Source organism: Actinocrinis sp. (assembly GCF_035946395.1).
GTDB lineage: Bacteria > Actinomycetota > Actinomycetes > Streptomycetales > Catenulisporaceae > Actinocrinis.
The window spans coordinates 1-4,611 of sequence record NZ_DASYZI010000347.1; the positions used below are offsets into that span (position 1 = coordinate 1).

Genomic DNA, 4,611 nt, shown 5'->3' on the forward strand with positions numbered 1-4,611 from the left:
GCTAGGCGTTATGATTCGGCCCCTGATGGTGCCCCAAGTGCCGGCCAAAGCACTCTCCGTTCGATAGTCACCAGACCGAGGCTGGTGGGTGTAGCACAATCCGAATCCGAGTTCCGCAGACGGAGACAATCGGACAGATGACGACGTCACAGCCCTATGTGGACTTACGATGCGCACGTGACATCAAGTATTTTTGACTGAACGCGTGCCGCGTTCGCGCGTTGGCTTCATCATCTAGCAGTGCCCTGATAGTTGGAATTATTGCATCGAATGATAACAAGTCAAGGTATCGCAGACTTCTAAAGAGAGACTCTGTGACTATCAAACTTTTGAATGAATAGATTTGCACTCTTGGCCAGGTAGGGCGCAAACCGGCCGTGCTCCGCGACGTCTTCGCCACCGGTGTGACCTCGACCGAACCGGCTGAATTACTCGGCCATCCGGATGATTACACTTACGCTTACCGGTAATCCCATCCGCCGATGTCGGCCGTAATGCCACCGGTGGCCGGGGACCACAGCCACACCGGCTCGGGGCCCCGGTCGCCGGGCGGGCACTCGACCTGCAAGCGGACGAGTGTGCCCTTGATCACCGTGAAGGTGCCGACAATATCGTCCGTGCAGGTCGGGGCTGGTTCGGTTCGCCGTGTGCAGACCTGTGGCGTTGCCGCGATTCCCCACGTGTCGAGGCTGCGCCTACGGCAGGATGACCGCTCGTGCTGCTACGCCTGGCCTACCTCGCGATGAGCAACGCCTTCACGGTCCTGCGGCTGTTGCCGATGAGCAACCACGACAAGGACATCGAGATCCTCGCCTTGCGCCACCAGATCAGCGTGCTGCAACGGCAACTCGCAGCCACCAGGCCCCGATTCAAACCCGCAAATCGCGCACCTCTAGCTGGCCTGCCCGCACCATTGCCGCGCGAGTCGCTGCGACGCCTGCGGCTGATCGTGCGACCTGACACCGTCCTGCGCCGGCACCGCGACTTGGGTCAAGCGGCACCATGCCGAACGCAGCAGGCGAACACGTCCCGGCCGGCCGCGCACAGTCGCCTCGATCCGCCGACTGGTGTTGTGTCAATCCCCTCGAAGTGTGGAGGGTTTGGCTGTGCGGCTTATGCCGCTTCCTGGTGCCCGTAGCGGGCCTGGTGAGCTTTGCGGGCTTCCTGCGTAACGCGTTCGAACTCGACTGGTGGTAGCCCGCCGGCTTTGCTGTGTCTCCTGCGGGTGTTGTAGAAGTCGGCGATCCAGGTGGCGATGCGGATGCTGGCCTCGGCGCGGGTAGCGTAGGGGTGCCGGTGGACGAACTCGACCTTCAGCACGCTGTTGAACGACTCGGCCACCGCGTTGTCCAGGGCCGAGCCGACCCGGCCCATGCTCTGCACCACGCCCAGACGCCCGCACGTGCCATTAAAGAGGGCTGATGTGCATTCGCTGCCCCGGTCGCTGTGGAAGATCACCCCCTCGACCCTGCCGCCCCGGCTCGCGACCACCATCTGCAGCACCGCAGTGACCAGCGCTGCGTCGTGGTGCTCGCCGAACGCGAAGCCCAGTACACGGCGGCTGAACAGGTCGATCACCGAGGCGCAGTGCAGCTTGCCCTCGGCAGTAACAATTTCGATCATATCCTCGCACCACAGCATATTAGGGTCCACAGTCTCGAAAACGCGGCGCACCAGGTCCGGGGCCACCGGCCGGGCGCCGGGCCTGGTCAAGCCCTGGCGTCTGGGCCCGGTACGCCCGGCGAGCCCGAGCTCGGCCATCACCGCGGCGACGGTGTTCACCGACACTCTCCACCCGGCCTGGGCCAAGTCCTGGTGGATGCGCGGGGAGCCGTAGGTTCCACCGGATGCGCTGAACAAGACTTTAATCTGCTCGGCCAGCCGCTCTCGACGCTGCTGCCGCACCGTCGGTGGCCAGCCCAACCACTTATAGAACCAGGACTCTGACACGTTCAGGGCCCGGCAGGAGACCGCGTGTGGCACCTCGTGCATGGTCCTCTGGTCGGCAATGAAGGCGGCCACGGCTACTTCGTCGCCTCCTTCACCCACAGGACCACCGATCGCTTGAGGACATCGCGCTCCATGCGCAACTCGGCGTTCTCCTTACGCAGCCGCGCCAACTCCTCGCGCTCCGCAATGGACAACCCGCCCGGCACGGCGGCCTGCCTCACCGAGCGCCGCGCGTCAGCCACCCAGCAACCCAGCGTCGTGTCATTGATCCCCAACTCCCGCGCAACCTGCGCGATCGGCCTACCAGTCTCCTCAACCAGCCGAACCGCACCGGCCTTGAAGTCCGCGTCGTAGTGACGTCTCGTCTCAGGCACTTGACCTATCCCTTTAAGTCAGGCCTCCACGATACGAGGGGAACGACAGCCGGTGCGGCCAGCATCGGGGCGGGTGAAAGCTCCAAGCGCGCCGTTGTCGGCTCGGGGCACAAAGCCGCCGCATCCGCGCGATTTGGAGGGCGTGACGGGACGCCTTTCCGCCCTGGTAGAACGGGGGTATGTTTCAAACGTGAAGGGGGAAACATTCCGGTTGACGCGACGTCAACTGGTCACCACAGTGGGGTTGGCGTCGCTGCCCGTGGCGGGCGGGATCTATGCACTGCGCCGGCCTGAGTGGTTTCTCGGCGGGACCGCGTGGACCTTTCTGAGCGGGGTGCTGATCCTGATCGCCTTGAGCACTATCGGCGACAGGACGAGGATTGACGCGTCAGGGATCTCGGTCCGAAGGTTCCTGGTCTATCAGCGTTGGATGTCTTGGTCGTGGATCGAGACCGTCTACGAGACTGCGCCACCGGGGCATCACAGCGGCCGTATGATTGCCATCCGTCTGGTGGGTGGAGAGCGCGTGACGCTACCAGCGCCGCTGCACCTGCCCGCAGTGCCGGATCCGCAGTACTTCGCCAAGGTGGAGACGCTCCTCACGTTCGCGCCGCGCGACAAAGTTCCGTCGCGTCGTCGCGCCAATCGATCCGGGTCGGTGCAGACTGCCCGCGTCACCAAGCGGCGCACGCCTGTCGGCAGCAGGGTTCTGCGGGCCACATGGGCACTCTTTGCCGTCGCGAGCCTGGTCGGAGTAGCCGGATCGCTGAATTCGCTGCACTACAACCGGCAGAACGCCGCCGCGTTCAACGCCGCTCCACCATGCACGACGCCTTACTCTCCGCCGCAGGACGGTGTCGGCCCCTGGTGTGTCGTCAGCGTGATGACTGTGCAAGGTGTCTTCTTCACACCCGAACACGTGCCCTACGAATTCGACGTCGCGCAGGATCTGCTCGACGGGGGTGTGGCCTGGGTTGTATTCGACGGGCACGTACCTCTGCTCGACCAGGTATCAGTGGGCGACGTTGTGCGGGATGTGGTCGTACGGGGAGACCTCGCGGGCGCGCTGACCTACAACGGCCAGCGGATCCAGACTTCTTATTCGCCGCTGCTGAACCTCACCCGCTCCGTAGAGTCCACCAGCACCTCGGGCAGCCTGGCCTTGTTCTTCACGTGGATGGCCCTTCTAGGCGCTCGCAGGCCACGCAGCGTGATCGCCCGCTCCGCGCTCACCGGACTCGCCGGCTACGCGCTGTTGTCGCTTTGCCTGACGATGGCGCGTTCGGACAATCCCGGAGTCGAGGTGCTGCCGTTCTTCGCTGCGACGATCGGCTTCGCTCGCCTCGCCTGGACGGTGTACCCGATCTTCGGTCCGCCGCCCGCCTCCGTCGCACAGGGCGACATCCTGTGGCAGCGCGGCAACAGCGCTGACACGAAGGCCACGAGCGCCGCGACGTCGTCGGCGAGCCTGGCCGGGCACTACGGCGATCGCCCAGCGAAGGAGGATCGCCATGGTCGGCGGAACAGGAGTGCGCCAACGCGAAGCCGCGTGAGCCTTCCCCCAGCACCGCGGCCTGTTGAAGGCGGTCGCGCACCGCGTGTTTGGCAACGCCGCCGACGCTGAGAGGACGGCGAGTACCAGCGGCGACACGAGCCGACAGAACCGGGATTGGGCTGGTCCGTTCAATAAGGGAGCTGAACGGCCAGTTCGTGCTCTGCTAGCGTCAATCGGCGCTCGCGTAGCGTGAAGATGGCGAGGGTTTCCCGAGGCTGGGAGGTGAGGCTGTGGCAGTCGATGATCTGCCGTTGCCGGTGGTGAACTTCCTGAATGTCATTGGTGTGGAGTGGCCGTACCTCAATGAGATGATCTCAGCGGTGCTGGCCGGGTGGAGCGGGCGTGCCGGGGTGATCACGACATGCGCAGCATAGACGTGGAGCCCTCGTGTAGAAGAGCCCTTACCACAGAAGATCTCCACGGTGAGGGCTCCACGTGTACGCCTATTGTGTCACGCTCGATGTCCCGCGCGACCTGGTGCTCTACGTCAGCCGGTTGCTGCATCAGGAGCGTGTGCGCCGCGGCACGCGGCGCCGCACCCGTCTGCTGACCTGCTTCAGGCAGGCGGTGTTCGTGATCGCCTGGTTGCGCGACAACCCCGATGTCGAGCGTCTGGGCGCCGGGTTCGGGCTCTCGCGCGCCACCGCCTACCGCTACCGCGACGAAGGGATCGCCGTCCTCGCAGATCAGGCACCTGGCCTGTGCGAGGCGCTGGAGCGAGCGAAGCAGGAG

The 4,611-nt window shown here is 64.8% G+C and carries 5 protein-coding genes and 1 pseudogene; 4 read left to right on the forward strand and 2 right to left on the reverse strand.

From position 1 onward, the window contains the following. Positions 1-715: 715 nt before the first annotated feature. A pseudogene (locus tag VGS97_RS29650) lies at positions 716-1,073 on the forward strand (helix-turn-helix domain-containing protein); the annotation flags it as partial. A 40-nt stretch (positions 1,074-1,113) separates the two neighbouring features. On the opposite strand, the gene VGS97_RS21545 reads toward VGS97_RS29650, so the two are convergent. Both VGS97_RS21545 and VGS97_RS21550 read right to left on the reverse strand, forming a co-directional pair. Continuing rightward, positions 1,114-2,022 (reverse strand): IS3 family transposase, encoded by a 909-nt coding sequence (locus VGS97_RS21545; RefSeq protein ID WP_326855424.1) that lies wholly within the window; start codon positions 2,020-2,022, stop codon positions 1,114-1,116. Between the two features lie 2 nt (positions 2,023-2,024). Beyond that, positions 2,025-2,324 (reverse strand): transposase, encoded by a 300-nt coding sequence (locus VGS97_RS21550; RefSeq protein WP_326855425.1) that lies wholly within the window; start codon positions 2,322-2,324, stop codon positions 2,025-2,027. Positions 2,325-2,514: 190 nt separating this feature from the next. Here VGS97_RS21550 and VGS97_RS21555 point away from each other — a divergent pair, with 190 nt between their 5' ends. From VGS97_RS21555 to VGS97_RS21565, 3 genes are all read left to right on the forward strand, one after another. Then, the gene (locus VGS97_RS21555) at positions 2,515-3,948 is read left to right on the forward strand and encodes a hypothetical protein (RefSeq protein ID WP_326855426.1); all 1,434 of its coding nucleotides are present in this window, start codon (positions 2,515-2,517) and stop codon (positions 3,946-3,948) included. A gap of 161 nt (positions 3,949-4,109) precedes the next feature. Continuing rightward, on the forward strand, positions 4,110-4,253 hold the full coding sequence (locus tag VGS97_RS21560; RefSeq protein ID WP_326855427.1) for a hypothetical protein: 144 nt from the start codon (positions 4,110-4,112) through the stop codon (positions 4,251-4,253). 61 nt (positions 4,254-4,314) lie between these two features. Beyond that, a partial coding sequence (locus tag VGS97_RS21565) for a transposase family protein (protein ID WP_326855428.1) occupies positions 4,315-4,611 on the forward strand: 297 nt, incomplete at its 3' end.